This is a genomic window from Streptomyces sp. NPDC005004 (assembly GCF_053600675.1).
In genome coordinates, this window is record NZ_JBSGAH010000018.1 from 68,243 (window position 1) to 86,627 (window position 18,385).

An 18,385-nucleotide genomic window follows, 5' to 3' on the forward strand; every position below is an offset into this window, starting at 1 on the left:
CCTTGTCTTGGTGAGTCGTTGACCTAAACGATCTTGACGTTAGGGGCGCTACGGCTCAGGGACAAGGGTGCGTGCTCCCGCTCCGCTCACGGCGTGACGATCGCGAAGTCCGGTTCGGGTTCGGTGAGATGGGAGAGCAGCCTCGGCAGTGTCGAGGCGTCGCCCGTCAGTGACACCCCCGGACGCGACGTCGGTTGCGCCGGGGTGAGTGTGCCGAGGAGCAGGGCGCGCAGGTCGGGCGCCGGGAGGGTGAGGTCCGCGTCCCACGCGCGGTTCCGACGGAGCCGTGCCGGAGTTCCAGCGCGCCCATGAGGTAGAAGTTGCGCCAGGCGCCGTTCTCCGCGCCGTAGCCGAGCTGTTCGAGGGCGTCGGCCCCTCCACGATCGTCATGTTGGACAGGTCGAAGCCGCGCACCTGGTAGATGCCCTCGGTCACCTCGAACATCCCGTGCTCGGAGCACAGCCGGCTCTGCCGCCACAGGCTCGGGTCGGCGGTGGGCGGGCACTCAAGGTCGAGGAAGCCGTAGGCGTCCAGGTCCCACACCGTGCGCCCGTCGGCGTCCTTGATCAGGTGCTCGGCCGCCGTGCCCATGAAGCCGCGCCGCGCGTCCGCAAGGTCCCGGGTGTCCTGGAACGGCGGTCGGCGGGCGACCTCCGCGTTGGCCTCGGCGATGGCGGGCTCGGTGGGTCCGCTGCCGTCGCTGCTGAACGCCGTCTCGTACTCCCCCGGGCTGCGAACCGTACGACGGCCCGCGCGCGGACCCGGCTCTGCCGGCCTCGCCCGGCGCGGGAGCGCGCACGAGCGGGCGTACGCCGTACAGGGCAGCGCGGGTACGGACCACCGCGCGCCCGATCGGACGCGTACCGCTCGCCGCCCGCGCCGACCGACCCGTTGACTGGGTGTCCGAGGGCCGTGCGGGTCGGGAGGCGGTATGGCGTGGAAGGCGCGGCTGGCGGGGCTGCGCGCGGAGGCCGAACGGCGCTTCCCCGTCGTCACCGCGCTCACCGGCCGCCTGCTCTCCGCCAACCTGCTGGACGCGGCCACCCGGCTCGCCGCGCAGGCGTTCCTGGCCGCCGTGCCGCTGCTCTTCGCGTTCGCCGCGTTCGCGCCGGAGGGGATGCGGGAGCAGTTGCAGGACTCGTTGCGGGCCGTGTTCGGGCTGACCGGGGGCTCCAGCCAGCAGCTCGACCGGGTGCTGAACGAGTCCACCGACCCCGAGTCGCGGGAGACCACCGGGATCATCGGGCTGGTGATCACACTGGCCTCGGCGACCAGTTTCAGCCGGGCGATGGAGCGGGTGTGCGAGCGGGCGTGGGGGCTGCCGAGGGCGGGCACGCGGATCGCGGCCTGGCGGTGGGTGGTGTGGCTCCTCGTACTGGTGCTGGTGCTCCTCTTCCAGGCGCCGGTGCGTGACGGCTTCGGCGTCGGGCTGTGGCTCGGCACCCCACTGCTCTTCCTGGTCGCCACGTGCCTCTGGCTGTGGACGCAGCGGCTGCTGCTCGCGGGGCGGGTGCGGTGGATCGCGCTGCTGCCGGGCGCGCTGCTGGCCTCGGCCGCCTCGACCGCGCTGAGCCTGACCGCGCGGATCTACATGCCGCAGGCGCTCAACCGCTCCCTGCGCGAGTACGGATCCCTCGGTCTGGTGCTGGTGCTGCTGTCCTGGCTGATCGTGCTCAGCGCGGCGATCACCTTCGCGGTGACGATCGGGGCGGTGCTGGCGCAGGAGCCGCCGCTGAACCGGTGGCTGGGGACGGAGCGGCTTGAGGAGGGCGGCGCGGGACGGCTCAAGGACGACCGGGCGGACTGACCACGGCTGCCGCGTCGCCTCCCCCGTCGTCCGGCGCCTCCGCCAGGAAGTCCACCACCGCCAGCGCGAACAGCAGCGCGAGCGCCAGCCCGACCACCACCCACCCGGTCGGGCGGTCCCAGAGGACGTACGCCACGATCGCGCCCGCCACCAGCAGCCACTCGATCCACACCCGGAACCGGTGCACGAACGGCCCGACCGGCCCGGTCCGCATCCCGAACCGGTCGGCCTGGCCGCGTACGGCGTGGATGCCGGTGTGCCACAACTGCCGTGCGCCGCGCGCGTACCGGCCGGGCCCGGAGAGCCAGGCGGCGAGGGCGACGACCACGCCGAGGGTGATCACGGCCCGTACGGCGGTGCGCAGGAACCGGGTGAGAGTGTCGTATACGGCCTCGGCGGCGGGCTGGGACACGTCGGCGGGGAGCGCGTCCAGGTAGATCACCCGGAAGACGGTGAGGCCGATGCCGAGCAGCAGGGCGGTGAAGGCGAAGCCGAGCGCGGCGGCGACGAGCGCCCGGCGGCGCCGGACGGCGGTCAGCACGCCCGCGATCAGCAGGACGGCGGCGATGACCGGCACCCACAGACCGGCCAGGTCCAGCAGCCGGAAGTACGTCTTGAGCTTGCCCACCTCCTCCGCCTGGAGCACGGTGAAGCTGGTGTGCACCTCGGGGATCTTGCCGGCGAGGCCGAGCCCCGCGCCGACCAGCCGGTCCTTGACCTGCTCGATGACGGGGGCGAGGTCGATCTGCACCTTGTCGCCCTGCAGCTGGACCGCGCCGCCTCCGCTGCCGGTGAGTGCCTTGTCCACGCTGGTGTGGATCTGGCGGTTGGCGTTGGTCCAGAACGTGGCGAACCGGTCGGAGGCGACGACCTCCCTCGTCTTGTCGTCGACGAAACTGCGCACCGCTCCCTGGAGCGAGTTGCCGATGCCGCCGAGCGCCTTCTCGACGAGCGGCCGGTCCTTCGGCGCCACCTTCTCCAGCAGCCGGGGGATGTCCAGGCGGTCCATCAGCGCGTCGGTGACCCGGTTGGCCACCGCGTCCTGCACGGCGGGGTCGCGGGCCAGCGGGGCGACGGTGGCGACGTACCGGTCGGTGTCGTCCGCGAGATCGGCGGTCCAGGCGGCGACGATCCCGAGCGGCGCGAGGAGACAGCCGAGCACGATCAGCACGAAGGCGACAACGGCCCGCCCGGGGTGCCTTCGCGTCCGCCGGGGCCGCTGCTCCTCCAGCGCGGCCACCCGGGCCCGCAACGCGTCCCAGTCCTCCCGCTCCGACGGCTGCTCCTGCGCCATAGCCCGTACTCCTCCACTCCGGCCCCACCCGGCCCGGCCGGACGGACACCTGTGAGCAGCAGAACCCGGGCGGGGTGCGCGCGCTAGCGACAGTGGGCTGTTCGAGTGCCGTGGCGCAGGACGACCGCGGCGACGACGCAGACGGCGGCCGCGCCGAGGCAGGCGCAGATCAGGGGGTTCACCCAGACCGGGAGGAGGGAGTCGACGTGGCCGTCCGGCCAGCGGCAGTCGGCACGCAGCGGGAGGAAGCCCTGGTCGAACCGGTCCAAAAGGGGTTCGGGGAGAGGGTCGCCGGGCTGTTCGCACATCCGGGCCGGGTCGGCGAACAGGACGGCGAACGCACCGAACAGATACGACGGCACCGCGACGACGATCAACGCGCTCGCGGCGCTCCGCAGCCGTTTGCCCTTCTGGAACCGCAGACACGTCGCACCGACGACGGCGAAGGCGAGCGCGAAGATCCAGCTTCCCATTCGGGACACCTTGTCGGAGAGGGGAACCGCTCAGTGCGATCACCCTAGGGGGCGTCACTGACCCGTTCGGGTGGACCGGTCGCACGGGCGTCCCACCCGGCGTGCGGGGTCGGACGCGCGCCCCTTGACTGGGGAGCGGTGATCGTCGCGAGGCATGGAGGCGGGACATGGCGGGCTACTGGATACGAGGGACGGCCGGGGCCGTGGTGGCGCTGGCGCTCGGGCTGGCGTCGGCCGGGTGCTCGGACGGGTCGAGCACCCCGTCGGACAGCGCGAGCAAGGCGGCCTCGGCGGCGTCCTCCCTCGCCTCCCGGGCGTCCGACTCGCTGGCGTCGGCCACGGCGGAGGCCAAGCGGAAGCTGGACCAGGTCAAGGGCGGGGTGAACGCCAAGAGCGATGTGACGCTGGGCGGGATCACCACCGACTCCGACGGCCGGGCCAACGTCGCGGTGACCGCGAAGAACACCACCGACTCCCGCAAGTCCTTCGTCGTGCAGGTCAACTTCGACGACAAGAGCGGCAACCTGCTGGACACCGTCGTCGTGACCATCGACAACGTCAGCGCGGGCTCCCACCGCCAGGCCACCGCCCGCAGCCACCGCAAGCTGAGCGGCGACATCCACGCGACGGTGGCGACGGCACTACGCCACTGAGTCCCGGCGCTCGCGCAGCCACTCCAGCACCTGCCCCGCGTGCTCGCCGGGCGGGAAGACCGGGTGGAAGACGTGCTCGACCACTCCGGCGCGGACGACCAGCGTGAGCCGCTTGTACAAACGCCTCCCCGACGCCTCGAACGTCGGCAGGTCCAGCGCCCCGGCGAGCGCGAAAGCGGGGTCGGAGAGCATCGGGAACGGCAGCCGGAGCCGGTCCACGACCTCGCGCTGATAGCCGGTGTCCTGGCTGGACAGCCCGTACACCCGCTCCGCGCCCGCCGCCCGCAGGTCCTCAAAGTGGTCGCGGAAGCCGCACGACTCCACCGTGCAGCCCCGGGCACCGGGGATGGCGTTCCAGCCCTCGGGGAGGTCCGTGCCGGGGCGGCCGGTGAGGGGGTAGACGTAGATCACCGCACGGCCGGGTCCGAGACCGTCGAGCCGGACCGTGCCGCCCGCCGTGTCCGGCAGGGTGAGCGACGGCATCCGGGCGCCGGGGAGATGGGCGGCGGCGCCGTCGTCCGGGGGGACGGGCAGGCCGGAGGGCAGGGTGAGGTGGTCGTCGTGCATCGCCCGGGTCTCCTTCGGCAGGGGTCGCGCGGCCGTCGGCAGGGCGCTCGCGGCCGCTTCGAGGCGCGCCAGCAGCACCGCCTTCCTCGCCGTCAACTCCTCGATGCGCGAGGCCAGTTCGTCAGCCGCGTCGCGGTATCCCGCCAGTGACGCCGGGCAGTCCGCGTGGGTCCGGCCCGATGTCAGGCAGTCGAGGAAGGGGCGGGTGCGCTCGGCGGGGATGCCGAGGCGTTTCAGCGCCCGGATCTCCTGGACCAGGCGCAGGTCGGCCGCGTCGTAGCTGCGGTAGCCGTTCGGGCGGCGGGACGGGGCGACCAGACCGAGGGACTCGTAGTAGCGAACCGCCTTGACCGTGGTCCCGGCCCGCCGGGCCAGCTCCCCGATCCGCATCCCGGCCGTACCCTCCGCACCGCTCTCGACGTCCGTCATGTCACGGCACGCTAAACCCTGCCCCCGGGGGCAGGGTCAAGGGCGGCCGGGGGGCGTGAGGCGGGGCGCCCGCGCGGGGCGGTCCGCGCGTCCCGTAAGGAGGTGTCCGCGATCTCGGTCATCATGGAAAGGCCGCGTCACCGGCTCCGGCCGGCCGACGCGGGCGTCACCCCGACCAGTGACGCACATCGGCCGGTGTGCGTGGCACCGGACCCGCCCCGGGACCGTCCTCCATACCGTGGGTTTCCATCCGCCCTCGGCCACCGGCCACCATCCAGTTCACCAGGGGAGACATGCAGGAGACGCGACCGGACACGGGACCGGCGACGCCGGGTACGACGGCGGGCACCGATCTGCGCGACCTCACCCCCACGCTGACCCTGCTGATCATCAGCCTCGTCGTCGCCGCCGTCGGGGTGTACGAGCTGTGCGGCTTCGGCCTGCACAGCCTCGACCGCCGTCCGCATCTGTTCAGCGACGGCCTCGCGACCGGCGGCGTGATCGTCGCGGCGGTCGCGGCCGGAGCGGCGGCGGGCAATCTCGCCTGGACCCTCGCGACGTCCCGCCGGGACACCCCCGGCGGCGACTGACCGGACCCCGGAGCACGGGGCGACTCAGGGCACGCGCCGCCCCACGGTACGGCCGTCCCGGCGGTCCGACCCCGAGGTCACCCGACCCCGCCACCCCGCGACTCCCCCCGTGCCCCCTCCCCCGCCGGGCCGCCCCCCACCGTGAACCCGATCACCGCGCCGCCGCCCTCGCGCCGGTAGGCGAACGGCGCGCCCCCGTGGGCCGTCGCCACCTCGCGGACGATGGACAGACCCAGGCCGGAGCCCGGCAGCGAGCGGGCGTCGGCGGCGCGGTAGAAGCGGTCGAAGATGCGGATGAGGTCGCCCTCGGCGATGCCCGGACCCCGGTCGAGGACCTCCACACGGACGGTGCCCGCGCGGACGGGCCCGGTGACGCGGACCTCGATGGGGGCGCTGCCGTCCCGGTCGAACTTCGCCGCGTTCTCGACCAGGTTCGAGATCGCCCGCTGGAGCATCCCGGGCCGCCCCTCGGTCCGGGTGTCGCCGCTGACCCGCAGCACGATCTCCCGCCCGGTACGACGCCCCGCGAGCCCCACCACGTCCTCCGCGACGTCGGCCAGGTCCACCCGCTGCGGCGGCTCGGAGTCGGACTGCCCGGCGGCGAGGTCGACCAGCTCGTTGACCAGATCGGTCAGCTCACGGGCCTCCTGCCCGAGATCCGCGACCAGCTCCTCACGGGTGCCGGGCGGCAGCTCGTCCAGCCGCCGGAGCAGCGAGATGTTCGTCCGCAGCGAGGTCAGCGGGGTGCGCAGCTCGTGCCCCGCGTCCTGGACCAGACGCCGCTGGTCCTCCTCGGACTGCGCGAGCCGCCCGAGCATCCGGTCGAAGGCGCGGCCCAGCCGCCCGACCTCGTCCAGCCCGGCGACGGGCACCTCGATGCCGAGCCGCCGGGTACGGGCCACGTCCTCGGCGGCCGCCGTGAGCACCACCAGGCGCCGGGTGATGCGGCGGGCCAGCCACCAGCCGAACAGCCCCGCGCCCACCACGACCGCCGACATCAGGATCAGCGTCCGCTGCTGGAGCGTGCGCAGCAGGTCCTCGGTGTCGCTGAACTCCTGCGCCACCTGCACCGCGCCCTTGCCGTCCCCGAGCGAGACGGTGGCGATCCGGAACAGGTCCTCACCGACCCGTACGTCCTTGTGCTCGGCCAGTTTCCCGGCCGTCCGCGCCCCGGCGACGGCCCGGTCGGCGGCGGTCACCGGCAGCACCGGGCTGCCGTGGTCGACGATGCCGCCGCCCGCGCCCAGCACCTGCACGTCGGTGCGCGCGGGCCGTACGAGATCGTGCCCGGGGCGGGAGGAGGAGAAGTCGTCCGGGGTCATGTCGTGCTGCCGGACCTCGTCCCGTACGTCCTGCACGACCTGCGTGAACACCGACTGCTGGTCCACCCGGACGAGCCGGGCCGCCGAGCCGTACGACAGGATGCCGACCAGGATGGTGACGGCGGCGGTGACGGCGGCGAAGGACACCGCGAAGGTGGTGCGCAGCGAGACCAGCTTGGTCCGGCCCGTCCGGGACGGGCCCGGCGTCCGCCAGGGGCGGGCCACTACTCCTCCCGCAGCACGTAACCCACACCGCGCACGGTGTGGATGAGCTGCGGGGCGTCCGGCTCGTCCAGCTTGCGGCGCAGATAGCCGACGTAGACGGCGAGGTTCTTGGAGCCGGGGCCGAAGTCGTAGCCCCAGATGCGGTCGTAGATCGTGGAGTGGTCCAGCACGATGCCCGCGTTGCGCACCAGCAGTTCCAGCAGCTCGAACTCGGTGCGGGTCAGCTCCAGCTCGCGCGCGCCGCGCCAGCAGCGGCGGGCCTGGAGGTCCATGCGCAGCCCGGCGGCGCCCACCTGGTGGCGCTCGGAGACCACCGGACGGTCCTCCGGGCTGACGGCGGGGGCCGGGATCGCCGGGGCGGGGGTCGTACGGCGCAGGAGGGCGCGCAGCCGGGCGAAGACCTCCTCCACGTCGAACGGCTTGACCACGTAGTCGTCGGCGCCCGCGTCCAGGCCCGCGATGCGGTCGGCGGTCTCCACCAGCGCGGTGAGCATCAGGATCGGGGTGCGGTCGCCCTCGGCGCGCAGCACCCGGCAGACCTGGAGGCCGTCGATGCCGGGCATCATCACGTCGAGCAGCAGCACGTCCGGCGGGGTGCGGTGGGCCTGCGCCAGCGCCTCGACACCGTCGGCGACCGCCGTCACCGCGTAGCCCTCCAGGGTGAGGGCACGCTCCAGGGCGTGGCGGATGGCGCGGTCGTCTTCGGCGAGGAGCACAGTCTGGGGCACCCGACCAGTCTGCCAAGCCGCGCGGGCGTTCGGCCGGGCCCGGTGATCCACGGTGGTCCTTTTTACCGGGATCTCACCGTCACCGGGCCCGGCCTGGGGCCCGGCGGGTCAGGAGCGCGTGTCCGCCTGCCGCATCGAGGCGACCGCCCGCGCGACCGTGTCGCTGTACAGGCCCAGCTTCGGCTCGAGGACCTTCGCCCCGGAGCCGAGCGGGAAGTTCCGGGTCTCGGCGGCGGGCATGTGGTCGCCGTCGGCCAGCACGTTCATCTCGTCGACGCCGGGCGCGGTGCCGGTGGTGGCGCCGCTCGGGTCGAGGTCGATCACGGCGTAGGCGGTGCGGCCCGCGTGGAGCGCGTACGCGGGCGGACCGCCGAGGCCGCCGGGGACCAGCGGCCTGATGTTGTGGCTCTGGTCGGCCGCCGTGGAGGAGCCCAGGTCGACGGCGGGGTGGTAGCTCAGGCCGCAGGCGCTCGCGCCGGTGTTGCGCACCTCGATGACCCGCTGGGTGGCGGCGCGCCTGGTCACCCGCACGGTCACCTGGCCGCCCGCGCAGGGGTGGGTGTAGGCGTAGCTGTCGGTGTCCTTCGAGCCGCCGGCCTTGGTGGCGGCCTGCTTGGCGGTGGCGCTCTTCGTGACGGTCGTCCCGTCACCGGATCCGGCGTCCTTCGACGTGCCGCCGGACCGCGCCGAGGCCGTGCCCGCGGAAGCCGCCGGGGCGGCCTTCGACGGCTGGGCCGCCACCGTGGCGGCGGGTCGTGCGGCGCCCTCGTCCTTCGCGCCGCCGTCGGAGCCGCCGCACGCGGTCAGGGCGACGGCGAGGACGGCGGTGCCGGTGGCGGCGAGCGCGGTGGAGCGGTGGAGCGTACGCATGGGAATTCCCCCGTGAGATTCGTGAGATCGTGAGGTCGTGAGGTCGTGAGGTCGTACCGGGAGTGACCGGAAAAGCGGGTGAAACCCGCCCGACCTGCTGACATCGACTACTCTCCGCCCCCGTCCCCACGTTTCGCTGACGCCTCGCTGACGTCGGGCTGACGCCCGCCGCCGGACTCCGCCGGCGTCCTGCGGTCCTCCGCCGCCCGCTCCTCGCGCAGCCGGGCCGCCTGCTCCCCGGAGAACTCCACCGTGCGCTCCATGTGCCTGAGGATCACGGCGAGTTCGGCGTCGTCCAGCTCGTCGAAGATCCGGTACCAGTCGCCGGACAGCGTCTCCCACACCCGCCGGAACTCCGCGATCCGCTCCGGTACGGGCACCACGAGGACCCGGCGCCGGTCCGCCTCGTCCCGCCCCCGTACGACGTATCCGGCCCGCTCCAGCCGGTCGACCAGGCGGGTGGCCGACCCGGTGGTGAGCCCGGTCAGCTCCGCGACCCGTCCGGTGGTGACCGGCTCCGGCTCCAGGGTGAGCAGGTTCAGGCACTGGAGGTCGGTGGGGTGCAGCCCGATCCGGTCGGCGACGGCCTGGCTGAACAGGGCGTACGAGGCGATGTACCGCCGGGACACCGCGTCCAGCTCCGCCAGCAGCCCGGCCCGGGCGGGGTCGTTCCCGGCCATGTGGACCTCCTGTAGGTGCTGTCCGTCGGCTGCGGCCGCTCAGAACGCGTACGCGTCCCCCGTGTCCAGGACCAGCACCTTCAGGCGGTCGTTCGAGCGGTCCGGGTCGCTCACGCCGCCGTTCCAGGCGGGCTCCACCTCCAGGGTGACCTCCGAGGCCGCCCGGCGCAGGGCGAGGGACAGCGTGAGGGCACGCCCGGTCCGGCCCACGGCCAGCGCGCCGGTCCCGCACACGACGGTCCGCGCCCCGGTCCGCGCACAGGCCGCCGGAAGCACCTGCCGGTCCGCCAACGCCACCGACCACCGCAACCGCACACTCGCGTCCGGCACGGCAGAAGGACCCGCGTCCCGGGGAGTGAGCCGGACCTCGACCCGATTCCCGGCGAGAGCGGCGTGCCCGTGAAAGGAGAGATCGGCGTGGGGTGGCGTGGCGGAGCGGGAGGTGGGGCGGGATGCCGTGACGGAACGGAGGGCGGTCCGGGATGCCATGACCGGCGCACTGCCGGATCGCGCCGCACTCGCCGCACTTCCCGCGGACACGGCGGTCCCGGGCACCCTCGCCGCCGGGAAACCGCTCTCCGCCGCCCCCGCCGTCCCCCCGAAGCCCAGCGCCGCGCCCCCGCACACACCCAGCAGCACCCACGTCCTGGCCCGCACGCCCACGCCGCTCACCCCTTCCAGCCCGCTGCCGTACCGCTGCCGTACCGAGGGGCCGTGGCGCGCGGTCGTACCGGGGCCCAGGGGATGTATGCCACGCAAGCGGCAGGACAGGCGCCGTCCATCAGGTGAACACCCCGGAGGGGGGATGACACCCTGCCCCCATGCTGATCCTCCGCTCCGCCGCCCTCTTCGTCGTCGCCGCGCTCTTCGAGATCGGCGGCGCGTGGCTGGTCTGGCAGGGCGTGCGCGAGCACCGCGGCTGGCTGTGGATGGCGGGCGGGGTCCTGGCCCTCGGCGCGTACGGCTTCGTCGCCACCTTCCAGCCGGACGCCCACTTCGGCCGCATCCTGGCCGCGTACGGCGGCATCTTCGTGGCGGGGTCGATCCTGTGGGGCGTGGTCGCGGACGGCTACCGCCCCGACCGGTGGGACCTCGCGGGCGCGCTGGTGTGTCTGGCGGGGATGGCGCTGATCATGTGGGCGCCGAGGAACGGTGGCTGAGGAGCGGGGCGGCCACCAGCACGCGACCCCCGGAGAGCCGCCGCCCCCGCTCGCCTACGCTGGACGGGCAGCGCCCCGATTCCATGACCCCGTGTCCCCTTGACCGCACAGGAGCAGCCCATGGCCCCCGCAGCCCCGTCCGCCGCCGCCCGTATCGCCGTCGTCACGGGCGCGAGCAGCGGGATCGGCGCGGCCACCGCCCGCAGCCTGGCCGAGGCCGGGTACCGGGTCGTCCTCACCGCGCGCCGCAAGGACCGCATCGAGGCGCTCGCGGAGGAGCTGAACGCTGCCGGCCACGCGGCGACGGCGTACCCGCTGGACGTGACGGACCGCGCGGCGGTGGACGAGTTCGCCACCGCCTTCCGCACGATCGGCGTGCTGGTCAACAACGCGGGCGGCGCGCTCGGCGCGGACCCGGTGGCGACCGGCGACCCGGAGCACTGGCGCACGATGTACGAGACGAACGTCATCGGCACCCTGAACGTCACCCAGGCCCTGCTCCCCAAGCTGGAGGCCGGCGGCGACGGCGTGGTGGTCGTCGTCTCCTCCACCGCCGGGCTCGGCACGTACGAGGGCGGCGCGGGCTACGTCGCCGCCAAGCACGGTGAGCACGTCCTCGCCGAGACCCTCCGCCTGGAGATCGTCGGCAAGCCGGTCCGCGTCGTGGAGATCGCCCCCGGCATGGTCAAGACCGACGAGTTCGCCCTGACCCGCTTCGACGGCGACGCCGCCAAGGCCGCCAAGGTCTACGAGGGCGTCGCCGCCCCCCTCACCGCCGACGACGTGGCCGAGACGATCACCTGGGCGGTCACCCGCCCCAGCCACGTCAACGTGGACCTCCTGGTCCTCCGCCCCCGCGCCCAGGCATCCAACACCAAGGTCCACCGGGAACTGTGATGCCGGCCGACGACGACTCCCCCGAACAACGCCGCCTCGCCCAGGAGACCAAGGACGAACGCCAGGTCTGGTACTTCCTGGCGTACTTCCTCTTCGGCATCCACGTGTTCGCGTTCGTCATGATCTACGCGGTCAGGCACGCCAAGTAGGCCGCCTTGGCGCGGAGTTCAGCCCTTCACGCAGACGAACTGCTTGAGCTTCGCCACCACTTCGACCAGGTCGCGCTGCTGCTCCATCACCTGGTCGATGTTCTTGTAGGCGCCGGGGATCTCGTCCAGGACGCCGGAGTCCTTGCGGCATTCCACGCCGCGGGTCTGGTACTCGAGGTCCTTGAGCGTGAAGTGGCGCTTGGCGGCGCCGCGGCTCATGCGGCGGCCGGCGCCGTGGGAGGCGGAGTTGAAGGCCTTCTCGTTGCCGAGGCCCTTCACGATGTACGAACTCGTCCCCATGGAGCCGGGGATGATGCCGTACTCGCCGGAACCGGCCCGGATCGCGCCCTTACGGGTGACCAGCAGGTCCATGCCGTCGTACCGCTCCTCCGCCACGTAGTTGTGGTGGCAGGAGATCTCCGGCTCGAAGACGGGCTTCGCCTTCTTGAACTCCTTGCGGATGACGTCCTTGAGGAGCGCCATCATGAGCGTGCGGTTGTACTTGGCGTACTCCTGCGCCCAGAACAGGTCGTTGCGGTAGGCCGCCATCTGCGGGGTGTCCGCGACGAAGACGGCCAGGTCGCGGTCCACCAGGCCCTGGTTGTGCGGGAGTTTCTGCGCGACGCCGATGTGGTGTTCGGCCAGTTCCTTGCCGATGTTGCGGGAGCCGGAGTGGAGCATGAGCCAGACCGAATCCGACTGGTCGAGACAGACTTCGATCATGTGGTTGCCGCTGCCTAGCGTTCCCATCTGCTTGTGGGCGCGCTCCTCACGGAACTTCACCGCTCCGGCGACCCCGTCGAAGCGCCCCCAGAACTCCGCCCACCCGGCCGTCGCCAGACCGTGGAACTGTCCGGGCTCGACAGGGTCCTCGTGCATCCCCCGCCCCACCGGAATCATCTGCTCGATCCGCGACCTGAGCCGCGCCAGATCCCCCGGCAGATCGTTCGCCGTCAGCGACGTCCGCACCGCCGACATCCCGCACCCGATGTCCACCCCCACCGCCGCCGGACACACCGCGTCCCGCATCGCGATGACCGAGCCGACCGTCGCGCCCTTGCCGTAGTGGACGTCCGGCATGACGGCGAGTCCGCGCACCCAGGGGAGCGTGGCCACGTTCTGGAGCTGGCGCAGGGCGCCGTCCTCGACGGTGGCGGGGTCGGCCCACATGCGGACGGGCACACGGGCGCCCGGTATCTCGACGTACGACATCTCTTCCTCGTTCCCCCGGTGACGGAAAAAGCCTCAAAAGGCGCAGAACGCAAAAGCGGCGCCAGGGTCAGGGAAAAGGGACAAGGGACCGGCGTCCGCGGTGGTGCGTGCGATACACATTGTGTCCAGCAGGCGCCCCGCCGCGGCAAGCGAATAACCAGCGGGGACACTGGAGCACCGGCGCGCGCACCGCGCCCCGCATCCCCGTCGAGAGGAGCCCGACCGTGCAGCGGAAGGCCCATGTCATCGGTACCGCCGCCCTCCTCGCGGCGCTGCTGACAGGCTGCACGAGCGGCTCGGACGGAGCGAGTCCGGCCGACGACGCCAACCCGGGCGACGCGAGCACCGCCACCGTCGCCGCCCAGCCCGGCAAGTACCGGAATCTGCCCGAGCCCTGCGGCGCCGTCGGCCACGACACCCTCGCCACGATGCTGCCGGGCATCCGCCAGATCACCGACCCCGACCAGCGTGACAAGGCGTACCGGGGCGTGCCGGAGCTGACCTACGACACCGACCGCAAGGTGGGCTGCCACTGGAAGGTGGAATCCACCACCGCGACCGACCGCCTCTCGGTGGACTTCGAGCGCGTGGTGTCGTTCGACAACGCGGTCAGCGACGACAACGAGGCCCGCAAGCTGTTCCAGGGCATGGAGAAGGCCGCCCATCTCCCCGCCCCCGGCACCCCGGGCGGCGAACCCGCCTCCCCCTCCGCCGACCCCAGCGCCACGGCGAGCCCAAACGCGAGCGCAAGCGCCGACCCCTCGGAGACCGCCGCCGACGCCGCCGATCTGCGCCCCCGCACGCTGCCCGACCTCGGCGACGAGGCGTACCTCGACGACCAGCTCCCGACCTCCGGCTCGACGTCCGAACCGCGCACCGTGACTGTGGTGTTCCGCACGTCCAACGTCGTCGTCACCCTTGAGTACGAGGAGCAGCCGATGGTCGTCGGAGCGGTCCCGGACAGCAAGGAAATGCAGGACAGGGCCCGGGATCTGGCCTCTCAACTGGCCGACAAGCTGGACGGCTGACGCCCCCTCGCCCGACCCTTCCGTCACTTCGCGCACCGCGCGAACCGGAAACACACGTCTCCTTCACCGCGTACGGTGACCCCGCAGGAACCCGCACGAACACCGAGCGTCATGAGTGAAGGAACCATGCAGCGAGCCGTACAGCGAGACGACCGTGCCCACCTCCGAGCCGGGCGCCTGAGCCGCGTTCTGGTGTGCGCGGCCGCGGTGCCCGCGGTGCTGATCACCGCGGGATGCTCGTCGGACTCCGGCGACTCCGCGAACAAGGACACCCCGGCCGCCCAGCGGACCGCGGGCGGTGACACGGCGGGCAAGTCCTCGCCGGACGCCTCCCCGACGGTCGCCCCGGCCGCGTACCAGAAGCTCCCCGACCCCTGCGGCGTGCTGGCGAAGAAGACGCTGGGCGACCTGGTGCCGAAGTCCAAGTCCGGCAAGAAGGGCAAGAGCGACGACACCGCCGCCCGCTCCTCCTGCTCGTGGACCAGCCTGGACGACAACGGCGTCAAGGGCTCGCAGTTCCGCTGGCTGAGCGTCTCCCTGCTGCGCTTCGACTCCGACGCGGCCCGCGGCAGCGGCAACGACCAGGCGCACTCGTACTACACCCAGCAGCTCACCGACGCCCAGCACGTCTCGGGCGCCAAGGGCACCAAGTCGCAGCCGGTGACCGGCACGGGCGACGAGGCGACGGCGGTGCGCTACGACCTGAAGAAGAAGGAAGGCGCCTTCAAGCAGCAGACGGTGGTCGCCCGAGTCCAGAATGTGGTCGTCACGCTCGACTACAACGGCGCGGGCCTGGCGGGCGAGAAGACGCCGGACGCCGACGACCTGACGAAGGACGCCGAGAAGGCCGCGAAGGAAGTCATCGCCTCCGTCTCCGCCGCCAACGGCCGTGGTCAGGCGGCGGGTTCGGGCGACGAATCCTCCACCTCCCCGTCGAAGAAGCCGTCCGGAAAGGCGTCCGCCTCGCCCTCCGGCAAGGCTTCCAAGTCCGCCTCCCCCAGCGCCTCGGCGTCCGCGAAGGACGACGAGAAGAACTGACCGGCACCACGTTCGGCGTACACGTGTGCCACCCTGTTGCGCGCAACAACACGTAACGGGAGGGGAGTACGAGTGGCCGCGCCACTTCAGCTGACTCGGATGCACCGCGTACTCATCGGCGTGGTCGTGGCCGGCGCCTTGATCATCGCCGGTATCGGCTTCGCCGGTTCGTACGCGGCCGTCCGCGCACTGGCCCTCAAGAAGGGCTTCGGGAACTTCTCCTATGTGTTCCCGGTCGGCATCGACGCGGGCATCTGCGTGCTGCTCGCGCTCGACCTGCTGCTGACCTGGATGCGCATCCCCTTCCCGATGCTGCGCCAGACGGCCTGGCTGCTCACCGCGGCCACCATCGCCTTCAACGGCGCGGCCGCGTGGCCGGACCCGCTGGGCGTCGGGATGCACGCGGTGATCCCGATCCTGTTCGTGGTCTCCGTGGAGGCGGCGCGGCACGCGGTCGGCCGGATCGCGGACATCACGGCGGACAAGCACATGGAGGGCGTGCGCATCACGCGCTGGCTGCTCTCCCCGGTGCCGACGTTCCTGCTGTGGCGGCGGATGAAGCTGTGGGAGCTGCGCTCCTACGAGCAGGTCATCAAGCTGGAGCAGGAACGTCTCGTCTACCAGGCGCGTCTGCGCTCCCGCTTCGGCCGCGCCTGGCGCCGCAAGGCGCCCGTGGAGTCCCTGATGCCGCTGCGCCTGGCCCGCTACGGCGTCCCCCTCGCGGAGACCGCACCTTCGGGCCTCGCGGCGGCGGGCATCGAGGCGGTGACGATGGCTCCGCCGGTGCCGGCGCTGTCCCAGCGGGTCGAGCTCCAGGCGGCTGTGGCGCCCCAGGCGGCCGCGATGGGCCCGGGCCCGGACCAGGCGCCGCCCCGACAGCAGTCGCCCGTCGGGCAGTTCCAGCAGCCGCAGGGCGCCCCCATGGGCCCCGAGGGCGACGAGCAGAGCCCCTGGTTCCAGGGGAAGGCGCCGGGCGAGGTCGAGTACCAGGGCGGCTACGACCCGTCCTTCGAGCCGGTCCCCGACCCCCAGTACGTGCCCGACGAGCAGTACGAGGAGTGGTACGAGGAGCAGCCGCAGGAGCAGTTCCAGCAGCCCTCCCCGGAGGAGACGGGCAGCTTCCCGATCCCGGTCGGCCCGAACCGCACCCGTGAGCTGGGCGAGGGCGGCGGCGTGCCCGAGCCGGACGAGGAGGACCTGTACCAGGTCTTCCGGCAGTCGATAGACGGCAGTTACCCGACGGGCCCGATGCTGGCCGACGACATACAGGCCACCTACGGCCTGGCCATCGACTCCGGTGACGCGAAGGTGCTGGCCGAGCGCTTCCAGCAGCGTCACATGAAGGAGATGGAAGAGGACCACATCGCCTGACCCGCGACAGGCATACGCGGAGGGGGCGCCCGGTACGACACCGGGCGCCCCCTCTTCGCGTAACGACGCGGTCTACTCCCCGAGCAGCGCCCGCACCCGGTCCTGGCCCACGGCCAGCAGCAGGGTGGGCAGACGCGGGCCGGTGTCGCGGCCGACCAGCAGGTGGTACAGCAGGGCGAAGAAGGTCCGCTGGGCGGTCTTGATCTCCGGCGGCAGCTCCTTGGCGGTGGCGTCGGCGGAGAAGCCGGCGCGCACCTTCGGGACGCCGTAGACCAGGTGGGTCAGGCCGTCCAGGGACCAGTTGTCCGCGAGCCCGTCGACCAGCAGGCGCAGCGACTCGCGGCCCTCCTCGTCCAGCGACTTCAGCAGCTCGGCGTCCGGCTCCTCGCGCACGATGGTGCGCTGGTCGGCGGGGACGTAGGTGTTGATCCACGCCTCGGCCTTGTCGTACCGGGGGCGGGCGTCGGCGAGGTCGGTGATCGGGTTCGCCGGGTCCAGCTCGGACAGGATGCGCAGCGCCTGGTCCTGGTGACCCGCGGTGATGTCCGCGACCGAGGCCAGCGTGCGGTACGGCAGCGGGCGCGGGGTCTTCGGCAGCTCACCGGCGGCGGTGCCCACCGCGCGGGTGTACGCGGCGACGTCACCCGGGAGCGCGGAGCCGTCCTGGACCTTTCCGGCGAGCTTGTCCCACTCGTCGTAGAGGCGCTGGATCTCCTGGTCGAAGGCGATCTTGAAGGACTGGTTGGGGCGGCGGCGTGCGTACAGCCAGCGCAGGAGCTGCGGCTCCATGATCTTCAGCGCGTCGCCCGGGGTGGGCACGCCACCGCGCGAGGACGACATCTTGGCCATGCCGGAGATGCCGACGAACGCGTACATCGGGCCGATGGGCTGCTCGCCGTCGAAGATCCCGACGATCTGGCCGCCGACCTGGAAGGAGGAGCCCGGCGAGGAGTGGTCGACACCGGAGGGCTCGAAGATCACGCCCTCGTAGGCCCAGCGCATCGGCCAGTCGACCTTCCAGACCAGCTTGCCGCGGTTGAACTCGCTCAGCCGGACGGTCTCGGCGAAGCCGCACGCGGTGCAGGTGTAGGCCAGCTCGGTGGTGTCGTCGTCGTAGGAGGTGACGGTGGTGAGGTCCTTGCCGCACTGGCCGCAGTACGGCTTGTACGGGAAGTACCCGGCGGAGCCGGAGCTGCCGTCGTCCTCGGCGGCGGCGCCGGAACCCTCCTCGGCCTCCAGCTCGGCCTCGTCGACCGCCTTCTGCTGCGGCTTCTTGCCCGGCGCCTTCTTCGTGCGGTACTGGGCGAGGATCGCGTCGATGTCACCGCGGTGCTTCATCGCGTGCAGGATCTGCTCGCGGTAGACGCCCGAGGTGTACTGCGCGGTCTGGCTGATCCCGTCGAACTCCACGCCCAGCTCGGCGAGCGCCTCGACCATGGCGGCCTTGAAGTGCTCGGCCCAGTTCGGGAACGAGGAGCCCTGCGGCGCCGGGACCGAGGTCAGCGGCTTGCCGATGTGCTCGGCCCAGGACTCGTCGACACCCGCGATGCCGGCCGGCACCTTGCGGTAGCGGTCGTAGTCGTCCCAGGAGATCAGGTGGCGGACCTGGTACCCGCGGCGGCGGATCTCGTCCGCGACCAGGTGCGGGGTCATGACCTCGCGCAGGTTGCCCAGGTGGATCGGGCCGGAGGGGGAGAGCCCCGAGGCGACGACGACCGGTTTGCCCGGAGCCCGACGCTCCGACTCCTGGATGACGTCATCCGCGAAACGGGAGACCCAGTCGGTGGTCTCGGTGCTCTGAGCCACGATCGGCACGTCCTTCAGTTCGGAGTGTTGTTGGTCCGGCGGTCGCTCGTCCGTCGGCCTCCTCTCATAATCCCAGACGGCCACGC

General features: G+C 72.5%; 19 protein-coding genes and 2 pseudogenes. 9 read left to right on the forward strand and 12 right to left on the reverse strand.

Going from position 1 to position 18,385, the window contains the following annotated elements:
* Positions 1-86: 86 nt before the first annotated feature.
* Together ACWEEU_RS24130 and ACWEEU_RS24135 are read right to left on the reverse strand one after the other, a co-directional pair.
* Positions 87-260: pseudogene (locus ACWEEU_RS24130) on the reverse strand (alkyl sulfatase C-terminal domain-containing protein); the annotation flags it as partial.
* A gap of 112 nt (positions 261-372) precedes the next feature.
* Positions 373-672: pseudogene (locus ACWEEU_RS24135) on the reverse strand (MBL fold metallo-hydrolase); the annotation flags it as partial.
* A 259-nt stretch (positions 673-931) separates the two neighbouring features.
* Between ACWEEU_RS24135 and ACWEEU_RS24140 the strand changes: the two are divergent.
* A complete protein-coding gene (locus tag ACWEEU_RS24140) occupies positions 932-1,807 on the forward strand; it encodes a YhjD/YihY/BrkB family envelope integrity protein (RefSeq protein ID WP_451734891.1) in 876 nt (291 codons plus the stop codon).
* Here ACWEEU_RS24140 and ACWEEU_RS24145 read toward each other — a convergent pair.
* Both ACWEEU_RS24145 and ACWEEU_RS24150 read right to left on the reverse strand, forming a co-directional pair.
* Entirely contained in the window at positions 1,785-3,101 is a 1,317-nt protein-coding gene (locus ACWEEU_RS24145) for a hypothetical protein (RefSeq protein ID WP_451734893.1), read from the reverse strand. The two genes, ACWEEU_RS24140 and ACWEEU_RS24145, sit on opposite strands and share 23 nt — an antisense overlap.
* An 83-nt stretch (positions 3,102-3,184) precedes the next feature.
* A complete protein-coding gene (locus ACWEEU_RS24150; protein WP_451734895.1) occupies positions 3,185-3,574 on the reverse strand; it encodes a hypothetical protein in 390 nt (129 codons plus the stop codon).
* 167 nt (positions 3,575-3,741) lie between these two features.
* Here ACWEEU_RS24150 and ACWEEU_RS24155 point away from each other — a divergent pair, with 167 nt between their 5' ends.
* A complete protein-coding gene (locus ACWEEU_RS24155) occupies positions 3,742-4,227 on the forward strand; it encodes a hypothetical protein (RefSeq protein ID WP_451734897.1) in 486 nt (161 codons plus the stop codon).
* Here the strand turns inward: ACWEEU_RS24155 and ACWEEU_RS24160 are convergent.
* Positions 4,216-5,184, reverse strand: a complete 969-nt coding sequence (locus ACWEEU_RS24160) for a MerR family transcriptional regulator (protein ID WP_451734939.1) — start codon at positions 5,182-5,184, stop codon at positions 4,216-4,218. The genes ACWEEU_RS24155 and ACWEEU_RS24160 overlap by 12 nt on opposite strands.
* A gap of 332 nt (positions 5,185-5,516) precedes the next feature.
* On the opposite strand from ACWEEU_RS24160, the gene ACWEEU_RS24165 reads away from it, so the two are divergent.
* Positions 5,517-5,813, forward strand: a complete 297-nt coding sequence (locus tag ACWEEU_RS24165) for a hypothetical protein (RefSeq protein ID WP_385739370.1) — start codon at positions 5,517-5,519, stop codon at positions 5,811-5,813.
* A gap of 77 nt (positions 5,814-5,890) precedes the next feature.
* Here ACWEEU_RS24165 and ACWEEU_RS24170 read toward each other — a convergent pair whose 3' ends face one another.
* The 5 genes from ACWEEU_RS24170 to ACWEEU_RS24190 all read right to left on the reverse strand — a co-directional run bounded on the left by ACWEEU_RS24170 (position 5,891) and on the right by ACWEEU_RS24190 (position 9,968).
* Positions 5,891-7,360 carry a HAMP domain-containing sensor histidine kinase gene (locus tag ACWEEU_RS24170; protein ID WP_451734899.1) on the reverse strand — a complete coding sequence of 490 codons (1,470 nt, stop codon included), beginning with the start codon at positions 7,358-7,360 and terminating at the stop codon, positions 5,891-5,893.
* The gene (locus tag ACWEEU_RS24175) at positions 7,360-8,088 is read right to left on the reverse strand and encodes a response regulator transcription factor (RefSeq protein ID WP_385739364.1); all 729 of its coding nucleotides are present in this window, start codon (positions 8,086-8,088) and stop codon (positions 7,360-7,362) included. The genes ACWEEU_RS24170 and ACWEEU_RS24175 overlap by 1 nt, the downstream gene beginning before the upstream one ends.
* A 108-nt stretch (positions 8,089-8,196) precedes the next feature.
* Complete coding sequence (locus tag ACWEEU_RS24180) at positions 8,197-8,958, reverse strand: DUF4232 domain-containing protein (RefSeq protein ID WP_451734901.1); 762 nt, start codon at positions 8,956-8,958, stop codon at positions 8,197-8,199.
* A 107-nt stretch (positions 8,959-9,065) separates the two neighbouring features.
* Positions 9,066-9,638, reverse strand: a complete 573-nt coding sequence (locus ACWEEU_RS24185) for a MarR family winged helix-turn-helix transcriptional regulator (protein WP_385739358.1) — start codon at positions 9,636-9,638, stop codon at positions 9,066-9,068.
* A 39-nt stretch (positions 9,639-9,677) separates the two neighbouring features.
* The gene (locus tag ACWEEU_RS24190) at positions 9,678-9,968 is read right to left on the reverse strand and encodes a hypothetical protein (protein ID WP_451734904.1); all 291 of its coding nucleotides are present in this window, start codon (positions 9,966-9,968) and stop codon (positions 9,678-9,680) included.
* Between the two features lie 491 nt (positions 9,969-10,459).
* Between ACWEEU_RS24190 and ACWEEU_RS24195 the strand changes: the two genes are divergently transcribed.
* The 3 genes from ACWEEU_RS24195 (at position 10,460) to ACWEEU_RS24205 (ending at position 11,844) form a co-directional block, all read left to right on the forward strand.
* Positions 10,460-10,798: a YnfA family protein gene (locus ACWEEU_RS24195; RefSeq protein ID WP_385739352.1), complete on the forward strand. Its 339-nt coding sequence runs from the start codon at positions 10,460-10,462 to the stop codon at positions 10,796-10,798.
* Positions 10,799-10,918: 120 nt separating this feature from the next.
* Complete coding sequence (locus tag ACWEEU_RS24200; protein ID WP_451734906.1) at positions 10,919-11,695, forward strand: SDR family NAD(P)-dependent oxidoreductase; 777 nt, start codon at positions 10,919-10,921, stop codon at positions 11,693-11,695.
* Positions 11,695-11,844 (forward strand): hypothetical protein, encoded by a 150-nt coding sequence (locus tag ACWEEU_RS24205; protein ID WP_385739346.1) that lies wholly within the window; start codon positions 11,695-11,697, stop codon positions 11,842-11,844. The genes ACWEEU_RS24200 and ACWEEU_RS24205 overlap by 1 nt, the downstream gene beginning before the upstream one ends.
* An 18-nt stretch (positions 11,845-11,862) precedes the next feature.
* Here the strand turns inward: ACWEEU_RS24205 and ACWEEU_RS24210 are convergent, their stop codons facing one another.
* On the reverse strand, positions 11,863-13,056 hold the full coding sequence (locus ACWEEU_RS24210; protein WP_385739343.1) for an RtcB family protein: 1,194 nt from the start codon (positions 13,054-13,056) through the stop codon (positions 11,863-11,865).
* Positions 13,057-13,280: 224 nt separating this feature from the next.
* On the opposite strand from ACWEEU_RS24210, the gene ACWEEU_RS24215 reads away from it, so the two are divergent.
* The 3 genes from ACWEEU_RS24215 (at position 13,281) to ACWEEU_RS24225 (ending at position 16,493) form a co-directional block, all read left to right on the forward strand.
* A complete protein-coding gene (locus ACWEEU_RS24215; RefSeq protein WP_451734908.1) occupies positions 13,281-14,084 on the forward strand; it encodes a DUF3558 domain-containing protein in 804 nt (267 codons plus the stop codon).
* Positions 14,085-14,210: 126 nt separating this feature from the next.
* Positions 14,211-15,122, forward strand: coding sequence for a DUF3558 domain-containing protein (locus ACWEEU_RS24220; protein ID WP_451734910.1), 912 nt, complete (start codon positions 14,211-14,213; stop codon positions 15,120-15,122).
* 99 nt (positions 15,123-15,221) lie between these two features.
* Positions 15,222-16,493: a DUF2637 domain-containing protein gene (locus tag ACWEEU_RS24225; protein WP_385739334.1), complete on the forward strand. Its 1,272-nt coding sequence runs from the start codon at positions 15,222-15,224 to the stop codon at positions 16,491-16,493.
* Between the two features lie 72 nt (positions 16,494-16,565).
* On the opposite strand, the gene lysS is transcribed toward ACWEEU_RS24225, so the two are convergent.
* The gene (lysS, locus tag ACWEEU_RS24230) at positions 16,566-18,308 is read right to left on the reverse strand and encodes a lysine--tRNA ligase (protein WP_385739331.1); all 1,743 of its coding nucleotides are present in this window, start codon (positions 18,306-18,308) and stop codon (positions 16,566-16,568) included.
* Positions 18,309-18,385: the final 77 nt, after the last annotated feature.

Bases quoted from the DNA above. Each gene is read 5' to 3' on its own strand.
- ACWEEU_RS24195 (WP_385739352.1), top strand. From the start codon at position 10,460: ATGCTGATCCTCCGCTCCGCCGCCCTCTTCGTCGTCGCCGCGCTCTTC.
- ACWEEU_RS24205 (WP_385739346.1), top strand. From the start codon at position 11,695: ATGCCGGCCGACGACGACTCCCCCGAACAACGCCGCCTCGCCCAGGAG.
- ACWEEU_RS24155 (WP_451734897.1), top strand. From the start codon at position 3,742: ATGGCGGGCTACTGGATACGAGGGACGGCCGGGGCCGTGGTGGCGCTG.
- ACWEEU_RS24220 (WP_451734910.1), top strand. From the start codon at position 14,211: ATGCAGCGAGCCGTACAGCGAGACGACCGTGCCCACCTCCGAGCCGGG.
- ACWEEU_RS24225 (WP_385739334.1), top strand. From the start codon at position 15,222: ATGCACCGCGTACTCATCGGCGTGGTCGTGGCCGGCGCCTTGATCATC.
- ACWEEU_RS24140 (WP_451734891.1), top strand. From the start codon at position 932: ATGGCGTGGAAGGCGCGGCTGGCGGGGCTGCGCGCGGAGGCCGAACGG.
- ACWEEU_RS24180 (WP_451734901.1), bottom strand. From the start codon at position 8,958: ATGCGTACGCTCCACCGCTCCACCGCGCTCGCCGCCACCGGCACCGCC.
- ACWEEU_RS24160 (WP_451734939.1), bottom strand. From the start codon at position 5,184: ATGCGGATCGGGGAGCTGGCCCGGCGGGCCGGGACCACGGTCAAGGCG.
- ACWEEU_RS24145 (WP_451734893.1), bottom strand. From the start codon at position 3,101: ATGGCGCAGGAGCAGCCGTCGGAGCGGGAGGACTGGGACGCGTTGCGG.
- ACWEEU_RS24185 (WP_385739358.1), bottom strand. From the start codon at position 9,638: ATGGCCGGGAACGACCCCGCCCGGGCCGGGCTGCTGGCGGAGCTGGAC.
- ACWEEU_RS24200 (WP_451734906.1), top strand. From the start codon at position 10,919: ATGGCCCCCGCAGCCCCGTCCGCCGCCGCCCGTATCGCCGTCGTCACG.
- ACWEEU_RS24165 (WP_385739370.1), top strand. From the start codon at position 5,517: ATGCAGGAGACGCGACCGGACACGGGACCGGCGACGCCGGGTACGACG.
- ACWEEU_RS24210 (WP_385739343.1), bottom strand. From the start codon at position 13,056: ATGTCGTACGTCGAGATACCGGGCGCCCGTGTGCCCGTCCGCATGTGG.
- ACWEEU_RS24150 (WP_451734895.1), bottom strand. From the start codon at position 3,574: ATGGGAAGCTGGATCTTCGCGCTCGCCTTCGCCGTCGTCGGTGCGACG.